The sequence below is a fragment of the Bradyrhizobium sp. 1(2017) genome, from assembly GCF_011602485.2.
Classification (GTDB): domain Bacteria; phylum Pseudomonadota; class Alphaproteobacteria; order Rhizobiales; family Xanthobacteraceae; genus Bradyrhizobium.
Genome location: NZ_CP050022.2, coordinates 6,128,516 through 6,150,717 on the forward strand (window position 1 = coordinate 6,128,516; position 22,202 = coordinate 6,150,717).

The 22,202-nt window shown below is 61.0% G+C and carries 12 protein-coding genes and 2 pseudogenes; 6 read left to right on the plus strand and 8 right to left on the minus strand.

What is annotated here, in order from left to right; translation table 11 throughout:
• Nucleotides 1-345 precede the first annotated feature (345 nt).
• The 5 genes from HAP40_RS29185 to HAP40_RS29205 all read right to left on the minus strand — a co-directional run bounded on the left by HAP40_RS29185 (nt 346) and on the right by HAP40_RS29205 (nt 4,038).
• A complete protein-coding gene (locus HAP40_RS29185) occupies nt 346-852 on the minus strand; it encodes a YkgB family protein (RefSeq protein ID WP_166814532.1) in 507 nt (168 codons plus the stop codon).
• Between the two features lie 19 nt (nt 853-871).
• Nucleotides 872-1,555 (minus strand): sensor histidine kinase, encoded by a 684-nt coding sequence (locus HAP40_RS29190; RefSeq protein WP_166814531.1) that lies wholly within the window; start codon nt 1,553-1,555, stop codon nt 872-874.
• Between the two features lie 425 nt (nt 1,556-1,980).
• Nucleotides 1,981-2,961, minus strand: a complete 981-nt coding sequence (gene egtD, locus HAP40_RS29195) for an L-histidine N(alpha)-methyltransferase (RefSeq protein WP_246741260.1) — start codon at nt 2,959-2,961, stop codon at nt 1,981-1,983.
• Between the two features lie 55 nt (nt 2,962-3,016).
• Nucleotides 3,017-3,502, minus strand: a complete 486-nt coding sequence (locus tag HAP40_RS29200; protein WP_246741259.1) for a sigma-70 family RNA polymerase sigma factor — start codon at nt 3,500-3,502, stop codon at nt 3,017-3,019.
• Between the two features lie 170 nt (nt 3,503-3,672).
• Nucleotides 3,673-4,038: a response regulator transcription factor gene (locus HAP40_RS29205; protein WP_166814529.1), complete on the minus strand. Its 366-nt coding sequence runs from the start codon at nt 4,036-4,038 to the stop codon at nt 3,673-3,675.
• A 615-nt stretch (nt 4,039-4,653) separates the two neighbouring features.
• On the opposite strand from HAP40_RS29205, the gene HAP40_RS29210 reads away from it, so the two are divergent.
• Nucleotides 4,654-5,349 carry a DUF417 family protein gene (locus HAP40_RS29210; protein ID WP_414645413.1) on the plus strand — a complete coding sequence of 232 codons (696 nt, stop codon included), beginning with the start codon at nt 4,654-4,656 and terminating at the stop codon, nt 5,347-5,349.
• Here HAP40_RS29210 and HAP40_RS37405 read toward each other — a convergent pair.
• Nucleotides 5,307-5,543, minus strand: a pseudogene (locus HAP40_RS37405) (HAD family hydrolase); the annotation flags it as partial. The gene HAP40_RS29210 and the pseudogene HAP40_RS37405 sit on opposite strands and share 43 nt — an antisense overlap.
• Entirely contained in the window at nt 5,455-5,814 is a 360-nt protein-coding gene (locus HAP40_RS29215; protein WP_246741258.1) for a hypothetical protein, read from the minus strand. The pseudogene HAP40_RS37405 and the gene HAP40_RS29215, both read right to left, overlap by 89 nt.
• 381 nt (nt 5,815-6,195) lie before the next feature.
• On the opposite strand from HAP40_RS29215, the gene HAP40_RS29220 reads away from it, so the two are divergent.
• Nucleotides 6,196-11,355, plus strand: coding sequence for a trifunctional serine/threonine-protein kinase/ATP-binding protein/sensor histidine kinase (locus HAP40_RS29220; protein ID WP_166814528.1), 5,160 nt, complete (start codon nt 6,196-6,198; stop codon nt 11,353-11,355).
• 269 nt (nt 11,356-11,624) lie between these two features.
• Nucleotides 11,625-17,144 carry a trifunctional serine/threonine-protein kinase/ATP-binding protein/sensor histidine kinase gene (locus HAP40_RS29225; RefSeq protein WP_166814527.1) on the plus strand — a complete coding sequence of 1,840 codons (5,520 nt, stop codon included), beginning with the start codon at nt 11,625-11,627 and terminating at the stop codon, nt 17,142-17,144.
• Between the two features lie 237 nt (nt 17,145-17,381).
• On the opposite strand, the gene HAP40_RS29230 is transcribed toward HAP40_RS29225, so the two are convergent.
• A complete protein-coding gene (locus HAP40_RS29230) occupies nt 17,382-18,314 on the minus strand; it encodes an AraC family transcriptional regulator (RefSeq protein ID WP_166814526.1) in 933 nt (310 codons plus the stop codon).
• Nucleotides 18,315-18,543: 229 nt separating this feature from the next.
• On the opposite strand from HAP40_RS29230, the gene HAP40_RS29235 reads away from it, so the two are divergent.
• The 3 genes and pseudogenes from HAP40_RS29235 to HAP40_RS29245 all read left to right on the plus strand — a co-directional run bounded on the left by HAP40_RS29235 (nt 18,544) and on the right by HAP40_RS29245 (nt 22,199).
• A complete protein-coding gene (locus tag HAP40_RS29235; RefSeq protein WP_166814525.1) occupies nt 18,544-19,359 on the plus strand; it encodes a sensor histidine kinase in 816 nt (271 codons plus the stop codon).
• Nucleotides 19,360-19,505: 146 nt separating this feature from the next.
• Nucleotides 19,506-20,405: a DUF427 domain-containing protein gene (locus tag HAP40_RS29240; RefSeq protein ID WP_166814524.1), complete on the plus strand. Its 900-nt coding sequence runs from the start codon at nt 19,506-19,508 to the stop codon at nt 20,403-20,405.
• Between the two features lie 30 nt (nt 20,406-20,435).
• Nucleotides 20,436-22,199, plus strand: a pseudogene (locus HAP40_RS29245) (MOSC domain-containing protein).
• The last annotated feature ends 3 nt before the right edge of the window (nt 22,200-22,202 follow it).

Sequence of the window (22,202 nt, forward strand, 5' to 3'; positions counted from 1 at the left end):
CGCCACGCATCGTGCTTTTTCGAAACACGTGTAACCAAGGCAACCGTTGCTCCGAATATCTACGAAAGTGCGGAGGAGCAGCATTGTGCTGCGGTCGATTGTCATCGCGACTCGCTTGCTGCTTAAGCTGGCTCAGGGTTGACCACGTGCGGCGTTGTATCCGCCCTGGTGAATGCTGTGCCGGGAGGTCGTCGATCGAGGGGATCTCAGGCCTGGCGCGCATGATGATGCGGATGCTGTCCTTGATCACCCTGCCCGGCTTCCTCGCCCGGCGGTGGTCTCGTTGCACTGTCTCATATTCGCGCGGGCGATGATCTGCATCTATCCTGCGGCGCACCTCCGGCCTCAGGTCGCTAAGACACGCGCCGCGTCCTGCTTCAGAAGATACAACGACACCGCAAGCAGTACGACATCCTTCATCAGGAACGGAACGTTGCCCGTCATCGCCGGAAAGCCTCCGGCTGACGCGTCCCAACCATCCGGCATGAACGGAATGATCGTGACTGTCGCGATAAAGGTGCCGGTAGATCCAAGGGCGCCTAGAATGCCGAGGCGTTTGCTCCAGAAGCCCGCGAATATCAAGGCACCGACGGCCCATTCGGAGACACCGAGAAACCAACTGGCACCCTGATGGCCAAAAGCGGGATAGAGCCACCAGATCAGGGGACCGTTGCTGATGAAGGGCTCCAGACGATCCGCCTCGTACGCCCACCATTTCTGATAGCCGAAGAAGAAGAACAGGATCACCATCGACGCCCGGACGATGTGGTAATCTAGATCTCCCATAAGCAACTCCGATATCGGCAACCTGCTTACGAACGATTTCCGCGGGACGCTTGTCAATGTACTCATTGTGTCGCTCCTCCTGATCCTAACTGACAGCCCCCTGCGTGGTCGGCGTCTGGCCGAGATCAAGCAAAAGTCGGCAGACAAGACCGTCGGGTGCGAAGTCGAGATCGACCTGCGCGCCCGGCAACGCTCTTGCGATCAGTTGCGTACCAAAGCCTCTGCGTTCCGGCCGCGTTACCTTCGGTCCGCCGCGCTCGCGCCATTGGATGGCAAGACCTTGTCCGCCAAGAAAGGGAGAGCTGTCCCAGATCACGTCGACGGCTCCCGCAGTCGATGTCAACGCGCCGTACTTGCTCGCGTTCGTCGCCAGCTCATGAATGATGACGTGCATCGCCAAAGCGATGTGGGGCTCCAGCAGGAGGTCCGGTCCCGCCAGCAGAATGCGGCCCTTGTGAAACATCGCGTGTGGCTTGAGCGTTCGCTCCAGCAGTCTCGCGAAAGACACCCGCTGTTCTGCCGCGGATTCGATCATCCTGTAAGCATCGGACAGGGTCGCGATCCGCGCCGAGAGCGCCGCACGAAAATCGGCGGTCGTATTCGCATCGGTATTGTTCACGAAGCACAGAACGATGCTGAGGATATTGCGCATTCGGTGCTGCAATTCCCTGACCACAAGCTCGAGCGCGTCATCCCGGGTCGGGGCGATCCGCTCGTAGTCCGCGCAGGCGCTTCCGTCGTGGAATGAACCGGTGACCGTGTGCCCCATGTGCAGACCCATTGCTGTTGACTGAACCGCTATCGATCAACATCCGCGGCAGATTTTCAGCTTTTTGTCGAGATCTGCGTCCAGCTCCTCCTGCCTCCGATTGAAGTCCGTAATGCGCTTCTGCAACTCATCTTCGACAGGTGAATTCGGCATGAATGCGCTCCCGCGAGGCTGCACGTGAACGCTCTCAGCCGTGCTCGGGGCCTTCGGCGACGGCGCGGGGACCGGGTCTGCCAGGGCAGATAGAGGAATGGCGGCCAAGCTGAGGATCAGAGAGGAACGGAGTTGCATGGTCGCGCCTCGACGCAGTTGATTACAATGAAGATGCACACAGTATGCAGGATAAGCGCGGGCCTCGCTGTTCGTGGATTGCGCCGATTGAGGCGATATTGTCGGAATGACACCGGCTGCACCTTCGATACGACTTAGGGAGCCGCTCGCGCGAGCCTTCGCTCCGCGAGAATGACCGAGAAGAGCTCCCTGTCGTCGGTCCAATCGGCGATGGGATTCCATCCGCCGGCCTGCAGCAGAACGAAGGCATCCCTCCGGCCGTATTTGAGGCTATTCTCCGTGTGGATAGTCTCGCCCTTCGTCAAGAAAAAGACCCAACCATCGACCTCAAAGCGGACATCGCGAGTGGCTTCCAAATGCATCTCGATACGCGCCTCCGCATCATTCCACCGCGCCACGTGGCGAAACGCGCCCAGGGGAATCGAGCCGCCCAGTTCGCGGTTGATCCGATGCAAGAGGTTTAGATTGAACGCCGCCGTCAGCCCCTGCGTGTCATCATATGCCGGCAGCAGAGTATCCCGATCCTTGATGCGATCGATGCCTATCAGCAGCATCGATCCGACACCCAAGGTCGTTGCCATTGCCCGCAACAAATCGACCGCTGCAGAGACAGTCAAGTTTCCGATCGTCGACCCCGGAAAAAAGCCGAGGCGGGCAGTCGACGCAATCTCTTCCGGCAGCGTAAAGGGAAAGGTGAAGTCGGCCTCGGTTGGGTAGATCGGCAGCCCGGGGAATGCATGCGACAAGCCTGCCGCAACCTCCCGAAGGAATTCGCCCGAGATGTCGATCGGCACATAGGCAGAGGGCTCCGTCTCTGTCAGCAACAGTCGCGTCTTTGCCGAGGAGCCCGAACCGAACTCTATGACCGCGCGGCCCGGCCCCGCGAGCGCGGAGATTTCCGATACTGCGGACGCAAGGATCGATCGCTCGGTTCGCGTCGGATAGTATTCGGGCAGCAGCGTGATCGCTTCAAACAGAGCCGATCCGCGGCGATCGTAAAGCCATCTCGCCGGAATTGCCTTTGGCGCGAGACTTAACCCTTCCATGATGTCGTAACGGAATGCCGCCGTCAGGTCGGCCGCGCCGGATCGCACTTCGTTCTGGAGTTGAAGCAATTTCACTTTTCCTTCGCACGACGTCTTGTACGGCTGGGCCGCGGCCGCAATGACGTCAAGAGACCAACGCCGCCAATTTCTTCAGCCCGCGGTGGATATTGATCTTGACCAGGGCCGCCGACTGACCAGTCGCGCCGGACGCTCGCGCGATGCTGAGACCATTGAGCTTCACGAGACGGATCACGCTCTCTTGTGCCGGCTTCAACCGGCCAAGCAACTGGTCTAGCGCAGCAGCGCTGACGGCGGCTTCCTCGTGATCCTCGACTGCGATTTCGTCGTCAAGCGAGAGCGCGCTGTAGCGCGATGCATCGCGAACGCGGTCAACCCATTTGTAGCGAGCAATAGCCGTAACCCAGGCACCAAAAGGCCTCGACGGCGTGAAGGTGTGGCGTTTGGCATGAATGGCCAAAAGCACCTCCTGCCGCGCATCGTCGGCGGCCGGATATGGAAGCCGGCGCGCGTAGTAGGCGCGAAGCCACAGATCCAGCTCCCGAAGCAATTGCTCATAGGCGGCTCCATCCCCTCCCCGCGCCGCAAGCATGAGCCGGCCCCATCGCTCCGAGCAATCGTTCCATCTCTCCCAGCGAGCCGTTTTCCCGCGATCGGGTCGCGACGGAGCGGCATCCTCCCGGGACCGTGGACGCCGCAGTTCATCTCCCCCAGCGGATTGCGTGGCCATGGAAGACGTGATGTCATCACCCGAGAGCGCTTTCATCGCCGAAGGCTCCTGTCGAGACACTCGAGCAGCACGCTTGTCTCGAACGGCTTCCTGAGAAGACAGAATGCGCCGGTCGATGCCGCTTCCGCGTCTAGCTGCTTGTGAGGAAGCGCGGTAATGAGAATGACCGGCGCCCTGACCTTCTGCCCATGGAGCTCGCGAACGAGGTTGAGCCCGCCCATTCCGGGCATGTGAACGTCGGCGATGATGCAGTCGAAGCTAAACCGATCAGCGTAGCTCAGCAGCGCTTCGGCTCTGTCAAACGGCTCAGAGCGGTATCCGATCGATCGCATCAGATCCACCAGAGACAGGCACAGGGCCTCGTCGTCATCGACGACTCCTACGAAAGGGACCTTCACCTGACTTACCCTCGCAAGGCGCAACCATCATCGAAACGCGATCGCAACCAGGTCGACCGGCGCGCAGGCCGCACGCCCTTCGACGAAGCGGCTGCTGTCGTAACGCTCCATGCTTTTTCGCAAGAGGCGCATGTTCGGTCTCCCCAACTGAGGAAAATCCAGTAGCTGCGCCAAGATTGGTAGCGCAGGTGAGCCCGGAGCATGCGTTCGGCAGGTGCCCCCTACAATCTCACGATTGTGATGCACATACCCATACTTTGGTATGGGTTTGCGGCGGCAACACGTGCCACCGGGGCGACGCGGTCACGCAGCAGCAAGACTGCCCTTCGTCTCACGACGTCATTCGCAGATGCCGGAACGCGAGCAAGGTCAGGCCACGCAGATGCCGGCTGCCTGCGGTCGAACAGAGCAATTTTGAGAAACACGCGATAACGCGCGCACAGCGCGCCCTTCGAAGCTTGGTTACCGTTCGAATGACGACAGCGTCAACGCCACCCTTGACGCCAACCCGCGAACTCGATGATGAGACGACATCAGATGGACCATATCATAAAAAGAATGTCCGAACTCGATCTGGTCAGGGGCGATCTTGACTACCATGCCACGCGTGTGGCGATGATCCTCGTCTTCTTCGTCTTCAGCTGCCAGAAATGGTTCGACTACGAAGCGCATGCGTTGATTCCGTTCATCAGCCACGGGCCTCTGATTTTCTGGCTGTATCCGGTGTTTGGCGTGCGCGGGGCGGCCTACTTCCTGGGTTCTGCGGAATTGCTGTTTGGATTGCTTCTTCTGCTCGGCTTCTGGAACCGAAAACTAGCCGTCCTGGGATCACTGGGTTCATGCGCGACCTATGTCGCCACTGTGACGATCATTCCGTTTTTCCCCGATGCCTGGGCTGCGCCGGCCGGCGGCTTTCCCGCGGCCACGTTGCCGTTCCTCTTCCTCATGAAGGACGTCGTGCTGCTTGCGGCTTCGGTCTATCTGCTCAAGCAGGACATCCTCCGGGCAGCGGCCGAAATGTCCCCGACTCAGAACGGGATTGTCGACAGGAAGCGATCCCGTAGCCGCCGGTTGGCGCTGAAGGCGCAAGATCATCGTCGTCCCGTGTGGCGGGCGATGAGCTGCTCGGCTACATCGGCAAGGTTGTTGCCGATGATCTGCGGCTGGGGTCCAACTCCGAGGATGTCGTTTCCGGACCGCCTGATGAACGCGGCTTCCCAACCGGCCGCCACGGCTCCGAGCGTATCCCAGGCGTGGCAGGCGATCATGCAGAGCTGCGACGGACGGGCTCCCAGCTCATTCTCGACATGAACGTAGGTTTGCGGCGAGGGCTTATAGACCTTGACGCTGTCCACGCTGAATGACCTTTCGAAGAATTTTCCAATTCCACCGCGCTCGAGCTGGCGGCTCTGAACTTCAGCCAGGTTGTTTGTCAGGGTGAACAGCCGAAAGCCGGCATCGCGCAGCTTCCGCAGCGCACCCGGCACTTCCGGATAGGGCGGCATCGTCGAGAATTTTTCCTTGAGCTCCTCGCCGTCTGCGCGCTCGATCCTGATGCCTTCGGCGTCGGCGAGCATCTTCAGGACGGCACCACCGATCTCCGTAAAGCACATAAGCTCGTGCCGCCGTCAGGGCCAGCGAATACATGACGAGGTCGGCGAACCAGAGCCGCATATCGACCTTGTCTCCGAAGATGCGCTTGAACGTCGGTTCCATCGTCCGAAGGTCGAGAAGCGTCTCGTTGACATCGAACACGATCAGGGGAAGGTCGGACATGCTGCAAGCTCCATGTTCGCTTCGGCCGCATCCCAAGGATGCAGGTGATGCCGTAAGCCTGGACGGTTTGGGCAAGTCATTCGTGGCCGGACGCGGCTTGGTTACAGCGCGAACCAAATAGGCGGCCAGCCTGGGGATCCACGGCCGCGGGAGAGTTATCGACACTCCGAGTTCCCGATCAAACGCAAAATCTGCCTGTAACGTTTGTGGCGGCATCCCCGAATATTGGAGACCAGAGGAGCGACTAGCGTGAAGCTGGCAGCTTCGCTCTGATGGTCGCCGTTGTGGGGGCATTTTCCGGGGAGTAGGGTGATGAGGGGGCGATTGGACGCTTGGCGGGCCTTCTCCACGGGGCGGCCGGCCGGCTCCGGAGTCCGGCAGATGAACATGTCCTCGCCGATCCCCACGCATGGAGATGCCGGTCGCGAACTTCTGTGGGGCGACGGGGAGCGCGTCTTTTGCCGTGAATTGCGCCGGGACGCCGACGGCAACGTCAAGAGTGTCCTGACCGTCAGGGCCGCTGCGGAGCATCCGCCGGCCACGGTCCTCGACCGGCTCGCCCATGAATACGCCTTGCGCGACGAGCTCGATCGGACCTGGGCCGCACGGCCGCTGGAGTTGATCCGCGACAGCGGTCGAACCTTGCTGATACTGGAAGATCCCGGCGGCGAACCGCTCGAGCGGCAGCTCGGCACACCGGTGAAGCTGGATCGCTTTTTGCGATTGGCTCTTGCCATCACCATCGCCGTCGACCAACTCCATCGGCGGTGTCTGATCCACAAGGACTTGAAGCCGGCAAATCTTCTGGTGAACGGAGCGGACGAGATCAGGATCACTGGATTCGGCCTCGCATCTCGCCTGCCACGCGAGCGACAGCAACTCGCGCCACCGGAGACCATCGCAGGCACACTGGCCTACATGGCGCCCGAGCAGACCGGCCGCATGAACCGGTCCGTTGATTCCCGCAGCGATCTGTACGCGCTCGGCGTGACGTTCTACCGGATGCTCACGGGCGCACTGCCGTTCGCCGCGGCCAATCCGATGGAATGGGTGCACAGCCACATCGCGAGACGAGCCATTCCGCCTGCCGAACGGTGCGGTGATGTGCCTGACGCCGTGTCAGCGATCATTATGAAGCTTCTCGCCAAGACGGCCGAGGACCGCTACCAGACCGCCGCCGGCCTCAAGAGCGACCTCGCGCACTGCCTTGCCGAGTGGCAGGCGCGAGGTCGCATTGACCGCTTCACGCCCGGCGAAGCGGACCAACCGAACCGCCTCCTGATTCCCGAGCGGCTGTACGGTAGGGAACACGAGATCGAGGCCTTGCTCGCCTCGTTCAACCGCGTCGCCCGGAGCGGAACGCCCGAGCTGGTCCTGATCTCGGGCTACGCCGGTATCGGCAAGTCCGCCGTCGTCCACGAATTGCACAGAGCCATGGTTCCGCTTGGCGGCCTTTTCGCCTCGGGCAAGTTCGATCAGTACAAGCGCGACATCCCTTATGCGACTCTCGCGCAGGCCTTTCAAAACATCGTCCGTCGCCTCCTTGCGAAGGATGATGCCGAACTCGCAGCGTGGCGCGACACCATCTGCGAAGCATTGACGCCCAACGGCCAGCTGGTGGTCGATCTGGTTCCCGAATTGAGACTGGTCATCGGCGATCAACCGCCGGTCCCGGAGGCTTCTCCACAAGACGCTCGGCGACGATTCCAACTCGTGCTGCAGCGTTTCATCGGCGTCTTTGCGCGACCGGACCGGCCGCTTGTGCTCTTCCTCGACGATTTGCAGTGGCTGGACGCTGCGACACTCGATCTGCTCGAAGAGCTGCTGACCCGATCGGACCTGCAGTATGTCTTGCTGATCGGCGCTTATCGCAGCAATGAGATCGATGCCGACCACCCACTGAGGCGCAAGCTCGCCGCAATTCACGATTCGGGCGCGCTCGTCCAGACGCTCAGCCTCGCGCCCCTCATTGGCGCGGACGTCGAACGTTTCATCGTTGATGCGCTTCGCTCCGAGGCAGCGCGCGCCGCGCCATTGGCGCATCTGGTACATGAGAAGACGGACGGCAATCCATTCTTCCTGATCCAGTTCCTGCACGCACTCTCGGAAGAAGGATTGCTCGCCTTCGATTATGAGATGGGCCAATGGCAGTGGGACCTGGAGCGTATTCATGCCAAAGGCTATACCGAAAACGTCGTCGACTTGATGATCCGCAAGCTGAACCGCCTCTCGGACGAAACTCGGATGGCTTTGCGGACGCTCGCATGCCTCGGCAGCACCGCCGAGATCCCTACTCTGTCATTGATACTCAGCAGATCGGAACAGCAGGTCCACCTCGATCTCAGCGAAGCGGTGTGGCTCGAGCTGGTCGAGCGACAGGGCCGGCAGTGCAGGTTCGTGCATGACCGGGTGCAAGAAGCCGCCTACGCACTTATTCCCGAGCCCGAGAGGCCTGGGTCGCACTTGCAAATCGGCCGGCTCCTGGTGGCACACACGCCGCCCGAGCAGCGCGGGACGGCGATCTTCGATATTGTCAACCAACTCAACCGCGGCCTGTCCCTCGTCGGCTCGCCGGGCGAGCGCGAGCAAATCGCCGAGCTCAACTTGATCGCCGGCCAGCGCGCCAAGGCATCCTCGGCCTATAGCTCTGCACTTGCCTATCTTTCCACCGGCAGCGAACTCCTGAGCGCTGATTGCTGGGCGCGTCGGCACGAGCTTGCCTTCACACTGGAAATGAATCGGGCCACATGCGAGTTCCTGACCGGCGAGCCAGCCGTCGCAGACGATCGTCTGGCTGCACTGGCGACGCGCGCGACCAATCCGCTCGAACAGGCCGCCGTCGCGTGCCTGCGCATGGATGTCTATACGACGCTCGGCCAATCCAGCCGGGCCGTCGACGTCGGCCTGGGGTACCTGCGGCAGCTAGGCGTGCACTGGTCTCCCAACCCGACGGAAGCGGAGGCACGCCACGAGTACGATCTCATTTGGTCGGGCATTGGGGAGCGCAGCATTGAAGACCTCGTCAAACTGCCCTTGATGAACGACCCTGCCTCTCTTGCGACCATGGATGTTCTAACCAAACTCCTGCCGCCTGCCCTCTTCACTGATATGAATCTCCTTTCCCTCACGATCTGCCGGGCCGTCAATCTCGGCCTCGAATGGGGTCACAGCGACGGGTCGTGCGTTGCCTATGTACAGCTCGGAATGGTGGCCGGCCTGCTATTCGGCGACTACCAGTCCGGCTTTCGTTTCGGAGAACTCGGCTATGAATTGGTCGAGCAGCGCGGAATGGTTCGCTTCCAGGCTGCGACCTATCTGATATTTGGCGCACACGTCGTGCCGTGGACCAGGCACTTCAGGGCCGCGCGCGATCTCCTTCGGCGCGCTTTCGAAAGTGCTCACAGGAGCGGCGACCTGACCTATGCGGCATACAGTTGCAGCAATCTGAATGGCAATCTCTTCCAGGCAGGCGATCCGCTCGTCGAGGTTCTGAGCGAAGCCGAGACCGGCCTCGCCTTCGCCCGGAAGATGGGGTTCGGGTTCATCGAGGACATCATCGCCGCGCAACTCGGATTGTTCCGGACCCTCCGCGGGTTGACCCCAAGATTCGGCTCCTTCGACGACGAACAGTTCGACGAGCAACAGATCGAAGAGCACTTCGCCGCCAATCCGAATTTGTGGCGGGCCGAGTGCATCTACTGGATCCTCAAGCTTCGGGCGCGCTTCTTTGCCGGCGAGCACGCATCAGCGGTCGACATCCTGTCGAAGCTGCAGCGTCGGCGATGGACGCCTCTGACTCCAGCGGAGGCCGCTTCGTATCACTTCTATAGCGCGCTTTCTCTGGCTGCACTGCCGGAAACGATCGCCGGCAGGCATCGACGCATCGACGCCATAACCGCGCATCATCGGCAACTCCGGGCCTGGGCGGAGAACTGCCCGGACAATTTCGAGACTTGCGCGGCGCTGGTCGGCGCCGAAATCGCCCGGCTGGAGGACCGCGACTCCGATGCGATGCGCCTCTACGAAGACGCGGTTCGCTCGGCCCGCACAAACGGACTCGTTGCCGAAGAGGGCCTCGCCTATGAGCTGGCTTCGGACTTCTATGCAGCTCGCGATTATGACGCGTTCGCCAATATGTACCGTCGGAACGCGCGCGACGCCTATGCCCGATGGGGGGCCGATGGCAAGGTACGTCAGATCGACGAAATCTATCCGTACCTTGCGGAGAACGCGCCCGTGCTCACCGCCACCGATACGATCGGTGCAGCGATCGAACATCTGGACCTCGTGGCAGCCTTGAAAGTCGCGGAGGTTGTGTCCGGAGAGATCGTCCTCGAGAAGCTGATGGACGTACTGATGCGCACGACCATCGAGCACGCCGGTGCAGAACGAGGACTGCTGATCGTGCAGCGGGACACGGAGCTGCGAATCCGAGCGGAAGCCACGACCCAGGGAGTTCCGATCAATGTCCATCTGTGCGATCGACCGATCTCCCAGATGGATATCCCGGAGTCGCTCGTCCTGTACGCGGCCCGCACGCACGGGAGCGTTATCCTCGACGATGCTGCGGAAAATGGAGCCTTCGGAGGGGATCGCTACATCCAGCTCAAGAGCGCCCGGTCGATTCTGATCATTCCGCTCACGAAGCAAGGCAGCCTAGTCGCTCTGCTCTATCTCGAGAACAATCTTGCCAAGGCTGTATTTACGCCGGCAAAGGTCGCTCTCCTCAAATTTCTCGCGTCCCAGGCCGCGACGTCACTCGACAATGCGCGTCTGTACCGGGAGCTTCAGGAGCGTGAGCAGCGCTACCGCGAGGCCCAGATGGAACTCGCCCACGCCAACCGTGTCGCGGTGATGGGCCAGCTGACGGCGTCGATCGCCCACGAAGTCAATCAGCCGAACACCGCGATTATCGCCAGCGCCCAGGCGGCATTGAGCTGGCTCGATCACCGCCCGCCGGCGCTGGAGCAGACGCGCAGGGCGCTGACACGCACCATCGAGAACGGTATCCGCTCCAGTGAGGTCATTGGACGAATCCGCGATCTCATCAAAAAGTCACCACCCAGGCGGGACTCGCTGGCGACCAACGACGTGATCGGTCACGTCATTGAGCTCACACAGGCCGAAGCAGCGCGGAACGGTGTCTCGATTCAGACGGCTCTCGCCGATTGCCTGCCGAAAGTCATCGGCGATCGCGTCGAGCTGCAGCAGGTCACGCTTAACCTGATCCTGAACGCCATCGAAGCGATGAGCGGAACCGCGGAGGGCAAGCGCGAGCTATTGATCCAGACCGCGAGAGCAGATGCCGACAGCATACTCGTATCGGTCGCGGATTCGGGCCCGGGCTTGTCTGCGGAGGGGCACTTGCGGCTATTCGAACCCTTCTACACGACCAAGTCGGGCGGCCTGGGTGTCGGACTGTCTATATGCCGTTCGATCATCGTTGCGCATGGCGGCAGACTATGGGCGGTTGCAAACGAACCGCGCGGAGCCGTCTTCCAATTCACCGTACCAATCGATGACGGCTTTGCAGTTGGCTGAGCCACGCTGCGACAGCCGCCGCCAGGCGGCCAAGATACATCAACCGGGGTTGAGCGGAATTGTCAATCAGATCGCATCGGAGCAATCTTTGAAGATGGCCGTCGACACTGGCCTCGACCAGTCCGGCCCGAACGAAATGCGGCTCATGTCACGGCTCCGATCCCGGCTATTGTTGGGGAATGGTGTTGGGAGTACGTTCTCGAACGGGATAGGCACACACCTTTCCCGCGTTTTCAACCGATTGGCCGGCTAATTCCGGAGTCCGGCAGATGCACGTATCCTCACGGATTCCCACCTACGGCGATGCCGGTCTCAAGGCCTCATGGGACGACGGTGAGCGCATCTTTCGCCGCGAATGGTGCAAGGGCGCCGATGGCAACGTCACGAGTGTCCTGATCGTCAGGGCCGCTGCGGAGCATCCGCCGGCCACGGTCCTCGAACGGCTCGCCCATGAGTACGCCTTGCGCGACGAGCTCGATGGGACCTGGGCCTTACGGCCGCTGGAGCTGATCCGCGACGGCGGTCGAACCTCGCTGATATTGGAAGATCCCGGCGGCGAGCCGCTCGAGCAACTGCTCGGCGCGCCGATGAAGCTGGACCGCATTTTCCGATTGGCTCTCGCCATCACCGTCGCCGTCGACCAGCTCCATCGGCGGGGTCTGATCCACAAGGATCTGAAGCCGATAAATCTTCTGGTGACCGCAGCGGACGAAGTCAGGATTACCGGATTCGGCCTCGCTTCTCGTTTGCCGCGCGAGCGACAACGGCTCGAACCGCCCGAGACCATCGCCGGCACGCTGGCCTACATGGCGCCCGAGCAGACCGGCCGCATGAACCGGTCCGTCGATTCCCGCAGCGATCTTTATGCACTTGGCGTGATTTTCTACCGGATGCTCACGGGCGCACTACCGTTCACCGCGGCCAATCCGATGGAATGGGTGCATAGCCATGTCGCGAGACGAGCCGTTCCGCCTGTCGAACGGGTCAGTGGCATTCCTCGCCCCGTCTCGGCGATCATCATGAAGCTTCTCGCCAAGACGGCCGAGGATCGCTACCAGACCGCCGTCGGCCTCAAGAACGACCTCGAACGGTCAGCGGCCGAATGGGAGGCGAAGGGGCGGATCGACGATTTCGTTCTGGCCCAAACCGATAGACCCGACCACCTGCTGATCCCCGAACGACTATACGGCAGAGAACACGAAATCGGGACGTTGCTGGCCTCGTTCGATCGCGTCGCCCGGAGCGGCACACCCGAGTTGATCCTGGTGTCCGGCTCCTCCGGTATCGGCAAGTCCGCTCTCGTCGACGAAATGCACAAGGCTTTAGTCCCGTTGGGAGGGTTCTTCGCAGCGGGCAAATTTGATCAGCACAGGCGCGACATACCTTACGCGACGCTCGTGCATGCTCTTCAAGGGCTCATCCGGAGCCTTCTCGCCAAGAACGATGCCGACCTGGCACCTTGGCGTAGCGCACTGCACGAAGCGCTGGGTCATCTCGGTCAACTGATGGTCGATCTCGTACCGGAACTGCGGCTCGTGATCGGCAATCAACCGCCTGTCCCGGAGACCTCCCCGCAAGACGCACAACGGCGCTTCCAACTCGTCGTTCGACGCTTCGTTGCCATTTTCGCCAAACCACACCATCCGCTTGTGCTCTTCCTCGACGACCTGCAGTGGCTCGACGTGGCCACATTGGAATTGATAGAGGATCTTCTGAACAGATCCGACTTGCGGAATCTGCTTCTCGTTGCCGCGTATAGACCCCACGATGTCGACGTCAAACACCCGCTGGCACAATGGCTATCGGAAATTCGCGCCTCCCGGAAGCGCATTCGAGAAGTCGACCTTACTCCCCTCACTCGCGATGCCGTCTGGGAGTTCACTGCGGATGCACTTCGCTGCGAACCAGCATGCGCCATGCCCGTGGCCGACCTGGCATACGAGAAGACGGGAGGCAATCCGTTCTTTCTCACGCAGTTTTTGCAGGCGCTGGCCGAAGAAAAGCTACTGACCTTCGATCATGACAAAAGGCAATGGCACTGGGACCTCGAACGCATCAAGGACAAGAGCTACGCCGAAAACGTCGCAGATCTCATGGTCGGCAAGCTGAGCGGCTTGCGCGACGAGACACGTCAGGCCCTGCTCGAACTCGCCTGTTTGGGCAGCAGCGCCGAGGTCACGATGCTCTGCCTTGTGCACGGAGGTTCGGAGCAGGCGCTTCATGTGGATATGCGAGACGCGACGCGTCTCGAGCTGGTCCGACGCCTCAAGAACTCGTACGCATTCGTGCACGATCGCGTGCAAGAGGCCGCTTATGCGCTTGAACCGGACCAGGCCAGGCGAACGGCCCTGCACCTTCGGATCGGCATGGCGCTGGCGGCACAGCTGACGCCTGACGAAACCAACGAGCGCGTCTATATCGTTGCCAACCAGCTCAACCGCGGCATCGCCGCCTTGACGAAGGACGCCGAACGCGATCAGGTCATTGCCGTCAATCTTGACGCGGGCCGGCGCGCACGAAATGCAACGGCTTACCATGCCGCAACAACTTACCTCGAAACGGCCCGCACTCTGCTCGGCGAGGAAGGACATCCCCGGTGCAGCCAGGACGCCTTCGCGATCGGCCTGCTGCACGCCGAATGCAAGTTTCTGCTTGGCGATCTGGACACGGCCGAAGCGGAATTAACGATCCTGTCGCAGAGCCGATCGGACATTCAGGCAAGCGCTGAGGTCGCCAGACTTCAGGCGCAGCTGTACACCGCTGCGGGGCAGCTTGGGCCTGCGGTCGACGTCTGCCTTGCATTCTTGCGCACGACCGGGATCGACTGGTCCCCTCATCCCGACCGAAGCGAGGTGGATGAAGATCGGCAACGTCTGCGGAGTTTGGCCGAAAGACTGTCCGACACCCAGCTTCATGCGCTGCCGCCGATGACCGATCCGAATCATCGCACAACGATGTGCGTCTTGGCTGATCTCCTCACTCCTGCGTTTCTCACCGATCGCAACCTGTCCGACATCATGCTCGTAGAGGCAACTCGGCTGACGATCGAGCACGGGATTTGCCCTGAAGCCTGCTATCCGCTGACCGCGATATTCGGCGTGCTCGCGAGTAACTCAACCGATGCCGAACTCGGCTTCCGGCTGTCGCAATTTGGCGCAGCCCTTGCTGACAGGCACCCGCAGATCGGATTGAGCGGCCGTGCGCTTTTGGCATTCGGCCTCCACGTAACCCCTTGGATTCGCCCGATCCGATCGGGAAGGCCATCCATTCAGCGCGCTCTTGCAATCTGTTTGACGACTGGAGAGCTGGCCTTCGCGGCGTACTCGCATCGCGGACTGATATCGGTGGATCTCTTCTGCGGCGATCCGCTCATGGAGGTCTGCTCGAGCGCCGAGCGGGCCTTGTCATTCGCAGAGGGTTTGGGTGTCCGGCTGGCAGCGGAGGGCCTGGTCAAACAAAGGGATTTGGCGCGGAGCCTTGCGGGGCGCGATGGCAATAATGGCTTCGAGAGCCCGGGGTCGCTTCAGCATCCGGATGCGAGCGAACCGTTAACTGCCTTCTTCTACTACGCGACGCAAATTCAGATCGAGGTCCTTGCCGGACGTGACGATGTCGCGATTGACCTCGCCACACGCGCCGAAGAGCTCTCCTGGTGCGCCCGCGCCTATTCGGACTTTGCCGAATACCGGTTCTACACGGCGCTCGCTCATGCCGGGGCCTACCACGCATCACGACCCGAAGATCGCGAGCGGCGCCTCGGCGACCTCCGCGAGCACCACCGTAAGCTCACAGTCTGGTCCAACCGCTGCCCGGCGAACTTCGCCGCCCGGCAGAAGCTCGTCGCGGCGGAGCTTGCGCGCATCGAAGGTCGCGAACTCGAGACGGAACAGCTGTACGAAGAATCGATCCGATTGGCGCAAGAATCCGGATTTGTGCAGATCGAGGCGATCGCCGCTGAGCGCGCAGCACGGTTCTACGAGGCGCGCGGCATTCGAACGGTCGTTCTGTCGTATCTGATGAAAGCGCGCGATTGCTACGCGCGCTGGGGCGCCGAGGCGAAGGTGCGCCAGCTCGAGGAACTCTATCCGGGCCTGCGGGAGCGAGGGTCCACGCTCAACGACGCAGGCACGATCGGAGCGCCCGTCGAGCAGCTGGACCTCGCGACGGTTCTCAAGGTGTCGGAGGCCGTTTCAGGCGAAATCGTGCTGGAGAGGCTCACGGAAACCCTGCTTCGGTCGGCTATCGAGCACGCGGGTGCCGAACGCGGCGTCCTGATTTTACCGAGGGGGCCCGAGCTGAGAATTCGGGCGGAGGCGGTGACTGGTGGCGGTTCGGTCGCTCTCGATCTTGCCGATTCACCGATCTCCACCGCCAAAGTGCCGATGTCGATCGTACTCTACACGGCTCGCACGCGAGAAAGCGTCGTGCTCGACGATGCATCGACGAGCAGCGCATTCGGCGACGACGAATATATCAAGCAAAAACGTGTCCGATCAGCCCTATGCGTACCACTCATCAAGCAAGGTAGGGCGGTCGCATTTCTGTATCTCGAGAACAATCTTGCCTCGCGCGTATTCACCCCCGCCCGGATCGCGATCCTGAAGTTTCTCGCGTCCGAAGCTGCGACCTCGCTCGACAATGCTCGTCTGTATCGAGAGCTTCAGGAGCGGGAGTCGAGAATCCGTCGGCTTGTCGAATCCAACATCATCGGGATCTTCATCTTCGATCACATCCCCGACATTCTCGATGCCAATGAGGCCTTCCTGAAGACATTAGGATATGATCGCGATGATCTCGCCGCGGGCCGGTTGCGCTGGGCAGATCTGACGCCGCCCGAATGGCAGGAGCGCACCGATCGCGCCCGTGCCGAATTGAAGGCGACGCGGGTCGTCAAGCCGTTTGAGAAGGCGTTCTTCCATAAGGACGGCAGCCGGGTGCCGGTGCTGACAGGCGGAGCCTTGTTCGATGACGAGCAAGAGCAGGGCGTCGCCTTCGTGCTGGATCTCAGCGAGCGCAAGCGCGCAGAAACCGAGGCACGCGAAAACGAGCAGCGTTACCGTGAGGCTCAGATGGAACTGGCCCACGCCAACCGGGTGGCGGTGATGGGCCAGCTGACGGCGTCGATCGCCCACGAGGTCAATCAGCCGAACACTGCCGTCATCGCCAGCGCGCAGGCGGCATTGAGCTGGCTCGATCACCAGCCGCCGGCGCTGGAGCAGACGCGCAGGGCCTTGACACGCGCTATCGAGAACGGCATCCGCTCTAGCGAGGTCATTGGGCGCATCCGCGATCTGATAAAAAAATCACCGCCCAAACGGGATTCTCTGGCGATCAACAACGTGATCGGCCACGTCATTGAGCTCACGCAAACCGAAGCAGCGCGGAACGGCGTCTCGATCCAGACGGCCTTCGCCGATCGTCTGCCCAAGGTCATCGGCGATCGCGTCGAGCTGCAGCAGGTGACGCTCAACCTCATCCTGAACGCCATCGAGGCGCTGAGCGGAACCATGGAGGGCAAGCGCCAACTGCTGATCCAGACCGCGCGAGCAGATGCGGACAGCATATTGGTGTCGATCGCGGATTCGGGGCCGGGCCTGTCAGCGGAGGGCCTCGCGCGGCTGTTCGAACCCTTCTACACGACCAAGTCGGGAGGCCTGGGTGTCGGACTGTCGATATGCCGTTCGATCATCGTTGCGCACGGCGGGAGACTATGGATGACCGCCAATGAGCCGCGCGGCGCCGTCTTTCAGTTCACTGTACCGATCAACGACGGGCTATGCATCGAGTAGAGCGCTTGCGAGGAGTTTAGAATCGCTAGTCAACCTGCGGGATGGCCTCACTCGGCGTCGCATCGAGCGTACTCAAAAAGGTTCGTCCCTCGAAATCGAGATCTGCGAGGGCTCGCCAGCAGCGAACAGCTTGCGCCATACCACAGAAGCGGGTTGCTGAAGGACCTTTCATACAAGTCATAATTTCCCACCGGAAGGCAGAAAGATAGCGCTTGCGACGCCTGGCCCTCGTTGCTCCTAAGCGTCCGAATACTTTGCACGCCTCCACTCGCCGGGTGTTATTCCAACCTTCCGCAAAAACACGCGAGTGAGGTGACTCTGATCCGCAAAGCCGCACTCGAACGCGATGTCGCTGATCGACTGCTTCCCACGTAGCAGACACTTGGCGCGTGCCACCCGCTGCTCAAGGAGCCACTGGTGCGGCGAAGTTCCCAGCGTCCGCCTGAAGGCCCGCGAGAACTGCCCTGCGGAAAGTCCGCAGGAAACAGCCAGTTCTGCGACCGAGCGGTCTGCACCGGCGTCATCGAGAAGCAGTTCTTTGATGCGCGCTACCTCCTGGGGCGAAAGTTTGGCTCCCGTCGTGGCTTCAGTGGGGTGCAATCCACAGTAGGCAACAAGCAGGCGTGTGCGCAGCGCAGAGAATACGTGATCGACAAATAGCATTGGAATTTCTCTAGGCCGACTCAACGCCGGTAGGACGGCGCGGGCAAGCGAGGTCGCGACCTCGTCCCTATACTCGCGTTCGACATCGTAGTCGAAACCGGCGAAGGTAGAGCCAAGTTCACGTGCAGTCTCGTCAAAGGCGAGATCGGGCACGAAGAAATTCAATGCTTCGAACGGCGCCATATTGTCGCCTTCCCAGTGATAGCGCATATCGAAAAGGGAGATCGCTCCCGCGTTCATCGCGGGCCGCATGGCGTGATGACCATCCTTCCAGACGTCCTGCGCCTCAGGATGATTTGTGAGATATACGGTCACCATGTACATATTCTCTCGGAGATGCATTGAGGTCATTTCCGAGCCTTGGCGGCGCCTGAGGGTATGAACGGCGTTAAGGCCGGCTTTGGCGAACTTTGCGCCAGCGATCTCTCGAACCTGACAGATGCCGTCCTTGGGATCGGACAAGAAATCCGACGGCTTCTCTCTCACCACCCTGCTCTGACTTCCCATCACTTTGCTCCCATCCGCGACAATGATTGATCGCTAGATCTTGACCCATGATCCCTCAGCCGATGTCCTCGATGAACATGACAACGATTGATCGTCGTCGATCAGATTCGTCCAAAGCGAACGTCAGGTCTATTCAATAACTGCGACCCGGTTTTGAGTAGGATAACTGCCGAAATCAAACGGGTCACCAGCATCGGTCGCATGTTGCATTGCGACAGGAACAGCGTCGATGTTGGAAGTCAGCTCGATGCGGAGCGTCGTGATGGATCTCTTTGAACTGAGGACCGCGGTGAATCTCCTTCATGGAACCGAGCGCGAAAGCGATCGCCAATTGCGGCTGACGCAACTCGGGGAACTCGCTGGAACGATTATGCATGAGGTCAATCAGCCGCTCGGCGCGATCATTTCCAGCGCCGACGCTGCCTTGCGCTGGCTTGACCGCGACGTTCCAAACGTCGCCTCGGCTACAAGGTCCATACAGCGCATCCGTGCCATAGCCGGCCGGTCCGGGCGGACCATCGCGGACCTACAATTGTTGTCGGCGAATATCCTGATCGATTTTACGGAGCAGTCGCTGAACTCCATTGTAGAGGAAGCGGTTCGAATATCTAAGCCGCAACTTGCGCTCGCAGAAGTTACGACGACAATATGCCTGGATCCGGCTCGGCCAGTTGCGAAGGCGAATATGGATCTGCTCCTTCAGGTGATGCTGAACGTTATTCAAAACGCGATTGACAGCGTGCTTGAGGTGTCGGACCGCAAAAGGACCTTGAGTCTTCGAACGTTCACCTCATCGGAATCTGTGATTGTCGAATTTGAGGACAACGGTGTTGGCCTTTCCCAAGACCCGGGGGCAGATCTGTTCGATCCCCTCTACACCACGAAAAAGAGCGGCATGGGCCTCGGTCTTGCGCTCTGCCGGCGCGTCATGGTTGCTCACGGAGGATCGATCCAAGCCAGACCCAATCCCGTTTGCGGTGCGACATTTGCTGTGAGTCTGCCGCAAGTGGCGCCATCGCGCCAATGCTCCAATGTCGTTGGGTAGCGTCAGGCAAGAGTCATCGCAAAATATTTCGATCGTCTGTAACCTCGACCAGAGGGCGCACGAATACACTCGATCGAATAGTTCAGGCGAAGCTACATGGGCCGGGACAGGTCCACCATCAGCTGGCGTGCAACGAGGAGGGAAGTGTGGGACTATCCTGGCAACAAGGCCCGCTCTCAACCGGAGCGATTGGCCGCTTCCTTGTCCCCGAGCCACTGCCCAAACGGCTGTTATACGTCGAGCCGCTGCGCCGCCGCTTACGCGTGCGCTTCGGCGGAAGCTGGATCGCCGATAGCGAGCGATGTCTCCTGCTATTCGAACCGGGGCGCTACCCTGTGGCATATTTCCCCGAGACCGACGTTTCGCCACACGTCCTGGCACGGGCCGAGCATACCAGTCAGCACGTCGACCTCGGGCCTACCTCCTGGTACAGCGTTCGGGCAGACGAGCAACACATCGCGCCTCGGGGAGCGTGGCAGCACACCAATTTGCCCGCTCATGCCAGCGATTTGCAGGGTCTTATCGCTTTCGCCTGGCGTGCCATGGATGCCTTCTACGAGGAAGATGAACGAATCGTGGGCCATGCAGCCGATCCCTATCACCGCATCGACATCCGCCAGACCTCTCGTAACCTCATAGTCAACCATCAGGGCCGGGTCATAGCCGATACAAAGCGACCGCTGGTCCTCTACGAATCTGGCTTTGCACCTCGTTGGTACGTTCCACGTGCCGATATCGACGAGTCTGCCCTCACTCCGGTGAAGCTTCAGACCTTCTGTCCCTACAAGGGCCTCTGCAGCTATTATTCCATTGGAGACGCACGCCAAGCGGCCTGGACCTACCCCGACGCTTATGACGAAGTCCGCAGCATCTCCAATTTCGTGTCCTTCGAACCAGACATTGTAACCGTCCATCTCGATGGCACGCTGATGCGTCTCGAGCCCGGCCAGTCGGTGGTTCCACACGGCCCCGATCGTAACCTTGACGTCGCCGAGGTGGCACCCGCGGCTGGTAGCCAGCCGGCCGAATCTGCGACCCGCCGGTAAGGGCTCGGGCCTTTCGAAACGGAGCAGCATATGGCGCGTCTCCTGTCTGTGAATGTCGGGCTTCCGCGCGACATTGCGTGGAAGAATCGCACGATACACACTGGAATCTGGAAAGATCCCGTGCGTGGTCGCTGTCGGGTCGGCCGATTGAATCTGGACGGAGATGGTCAGGGCGATCTAGCTGGCCACGGGGGTGAGCAACGAGCGGTCTTCGTCTACCAAATCTAATCATACCGCTACTGGCAGATGCAATTGAGCCGCACCGACTTCGTCCACGGACAGTTCGGCGAGAACTTCACGATCGATGGGCTACCCGACGATACCGTTTGCATAGGCGATCGCTTTCGGATCGGCAGCGCCGTGTTCGAAGTTACTCAGCCTCGCGTGACCTGCTACCGTGTCGGCATCCGGACGAACGAGCCGAAGATGCCAGCCCTGCTGACGTCCAGCGGACGGCCGGGGTTCTATTTCCGCGTTTTGAGCGAAGGCGAGGTTGGCGCTGGCGACGAAATCGTGAAGGTCGGCGAAGCGGGCGTGCGGATGACCGTCACCGAGATCAACGCGTTGCTTTATTCTCCCGATCACCCGCGTGATCGGTTGGAGCGCGCCTTGCGGATCAGGGCACTTTCGCCGGGATGGCGCGCGTCGTTTGAGGCGCTCCTTCAGAGCCAGGGGGCCGGTACAGGGAGTAACGGCAACGCGGGTCTTGCCCCGGCAGCCGCTGCACACCCGGTCCCTCCCGGGTTTCGACCGCTCGAGGTTGCGTCGATCGATCGAGAAGCCGCGGATGTCATCTCGCTTTCACTGCAGCATCCGGATCGTGAGCCGCTGCCGCCGCCTCTGCCTGGGCAGTACGTGGTCCTGCGCCTTCCGCGAACCGACGGCTCACCGCTCATTCGCAGCTACTCGATCTCGGGTCCCCGGTCGACACAGGGCTATCGGATCAGCGTGAAAATCGAACCGGATGGGGCGGCCGGCCATTACCTGAGCGAGCACATCCAGGCAGGCGACGTTATCGAGGTGAGTTCTCCGCGTGGAGGATTTACCCTGCAACCCGGGGAGCGGCCGGTGGTGCTGCTCAGCGCGGGAATCGGGGCAACGCCCGTTCTGGCCATGCTGCACGCCCTCGCGGCGGCCCGCTCGACACGGCAGATCTTCTGGTTGCATGCTGCACGAGACGGACAGCATCATCCATTCGCCAGCGAAGTACGCCGTCTGATGCTTGGCCTCCCGCAGGGCCGCAGCTTTGTCTGCTACAGCAAACCAGATCCACATGACAGGCTGGGGGAGGATTTCGATGCTCTCGGCCGCCTGTCGCAAGCGGTGTTCGAGGACATCGGTATTCCGCATGAGGCGGATGTCTACCTCTGTGGGCCGGCTCGTTTCATGGCGGACATGAAACAGGCGCTCGCAGCATCCGGTATGGCGCCGGAACGATTTCATATGGAAATCTTCAATGGCGGCGAGTCATTGATGCCCGGCATCGTCGGCGCAGCCATGCGAGCTCCGCACCCGCCCAAGGACCCCGCCGACAGCGGCCCGCTGGTATCCTTCGCGCGAAGTGGCATCGCCGTCCATTGGAGGCCGTCGGCTTACGCGAGCATTTTGGAGTTGGCCGAGGCGTGTGACGTTCCGGTTCGCTGGTCGTGTCGGACCGGCGTTTGTCACAACTGTGAAAGCGGCCTGATTTCCGGCGCGGTGGCCTATGAGCCTTTGCCGCTCGATCAGCCGGCAGACGGCAATCTCCTGATTTGCTGCTCACGGCCGGTTCGGGACGTCGTCATCGATTTGTAGATC

Bases quoted from the DNA above. Each gene is read 5' to 3' on its own strand.
- HAP40_RS29185 (WP_166814532.1), bottom strand. From the start codon at position 852: ATGAGTACATTGACAAGCGTCCCGCGGAAATCGTTCGTAAGCAGGTTG.
- HAP40_RS29190 (WP_166814531.1), bottom strand. From the start codon at position 1,555: ATGGGGCACACGGTCACCGGTTCATTCCACGACGGAAGCGCCTGCGCG.
- HAP40_RS29200 (WP_246741259.1), bottom strand. From the start codon at position 3,502: ATGCTTGCGGCGCGGGGAGGGGATGGAGCCGCCTATGAGCAATTGCTT.
- HAP40_RS29210 (WP_414645413.1), top strand. From the start codon at position 4,654: ATGATCCTCGTCTTCTTCGTCTTCAGCTGCCAGAAATGGTTCGACTAC.
- HAP40_RS29215 (WP_246741258.1), bottom strand. From the start codon at position 5,814: ATGTCCGACCTTCCCCTGATCGTGTTCGATGTCAACGAGACGCTTCTC.
- HAP40_RS29220 (WP_166814528.1), top strand. From the start codon at position 6,196: ATGAACATGTCCTCGCCGATCCCCACGCATGGAGATGCCGGTCGCGAA.
- HAP40_RS29225 (WP_166814527.1), top strand. From the start codon at position 11,625: ATGCACGTATCCTCACGGATTCCCACCTACGGCGATGCCGGTCTCAAG.
- HAP40_RS29230 (WP_166814526.1), bottom strand. From the start codon at position 18,314: ATGGGAAGTCAGAGCAGGGTGGTGAGAGAGAAGCCGTCGGATTTCTTG.
- HAP40_RS29235 (WP_166814525.1), top strand. From the start codon at position 18,544: ATGTTGGAAGTCAGCTCGATGCGGAGCGTCGTGATGGATCTCTTTGAA.